The sequence below is a fragment of the Massilia scottii genome (assembly GCF_030846495.1).
In the GTDB taxonomy this organism is placed as follows: domain Bacteria; phylum Pseudomonadota; class Gammaproteobacteria; order Burkholderiales; family Burkholderiaceae_D; genus Telluria_A; species Telluria_A violaceinigra.
The window spans coordinates 1-1,429 of record NZ_JAVCWM010000071.1 but is presented as its reverse complement, the minus strand read 5'-3'; the positions used below and the strand labels follow the sequence as shown (position 1 = coordinate 1,429).

The 1,429-nt window shown below is 57.9% G+C and carries 1 protein-coding gene; it reads left to right on the top strand.

The window, feature by feature from the left end; translation table 11 throughout:
* The first annotated feature begins 122 nt into the window (after positions 1 to 122).
* Positions 123 to 1,232, top strand: a complete 1,110-nt coding sequence (locus tag RBA41_RS33310; protein ID WP_306628632.1) for a transposase — start codon at positions 123 to 125, stop codon at positions 1,230 to 1,232.
* The last annotated feature ends 197 nt before the right edge of the window (positions 1,233 to 1,429 follow it).

Genomic DNA, 1,429 nt, shown 5'->3' with positions numbered 1-1,429 from the left:
GAGGCTCTTGCAAAACTAGCGGGAGGGAAGAAAATTGCTTGGCAGCGCAAGCGAAAAGGCTGGAGTGGGCGCCCATTTCTGGCATGATTTAGTTTCTGACGCTTAATCAAAACGCCCACACTATGAATGCTACCCGACCTGCTCTGATCATGCAACGCTGGCATGCAATTCAATATGATGTGCTGCCGGAACTGCGCGCGGAGGTTGGCGCGGTGACGCCGAAACTGGAACGCGTCATCCATGTTCTGGAGTGGGCGCGCATCGAGGAATTCGTCGACGTTTCTTGGGATGGCATTGGACGCCCGCCACATGTAAGGGCCTGGCTGGCGAATGCTTTCGTCGCCAAGGCGGTGTTGGGCATCACAACCACCGTTGGCCTGATCGAACGCCTGGCTATCGACAAGAGCTTGCGGCGCATATGCGGGTTTTCGCCGTTTTCCGAGCTGCCGTCGGAGGCCACGTTTTCGCGGGCATTCGCCGAGTTCGCTGAGGCGCGACTGGTTGAACGCGCCTACGAAGCCATGATCAAGGAACACTTGGGCGATCAGCTGATCGGACACATCAGCCGCGATGGCACCGCCATTGCCGCCCGCGAACGGCCCGCCGTCGCTGTCAACGCGGCACCAGCGTCAAGCAAGAAAAGTAAGCGCAAGTCCAAGCGCCCCGTCAAACAGGCCGTCCCAGCAGCCGGTTCGCCGATCCGGCGCCAACGGCAGCAGACGCTACCCGAAATGCTCGCCGAATTGCCAACTATCTGCGACCGCGGCACCAAGTGCAACGCGCAGGGTTACAAGACCAGTTGGAACGGGTACAAGATGCACATCGACACTGCCGATTGCGGCGTACCCATCGCCGCCTTGCTGTGTTCAGCCTCGATGCATGACAGCCGCGCAGCCGTGCCGCTGTCTCACATCACGAAGCAACGGGTCACCAATTTGTATGACGTGATGGACGCTGCCTACTGCAGCAAAGAGTTGCATGCCCACTGCCGCGAACTGGGACATGTCCCTCTGATTGACCACAATGCCCGTGGCGGGGAGAAGGAACACTTCGAGCCTGCCGACGAGGTTCGCTACCGTGAGCGCAGCGTCGCCGAGCGGACCAATGCGCGTCTCAAGGACGAGTTCGGTGGGCGCAACATCATGGTCAAGGGACATGCCAAAGTGATGAGCCATTTGATGTTCGGACTGCTCGCCCTCGGCGCTGACCAGTTGATGCGGCTACGACGATGATCCAACGCTACTGTTTAACCAAGCTCCGATTCAGGCCAAAAAGATCCCGGTGCGGTGTCTCCACGTCTTCACAATGAGAATAAGCATGATTCCGCCACCATAACCGATTAGAAATCGCCCGGCATCTCAAAAACGCGATGGAAAATCGCGCTTCTGCAACTTCGCTCCACTCACAAAAATCGTTTTGCAATTAGCTC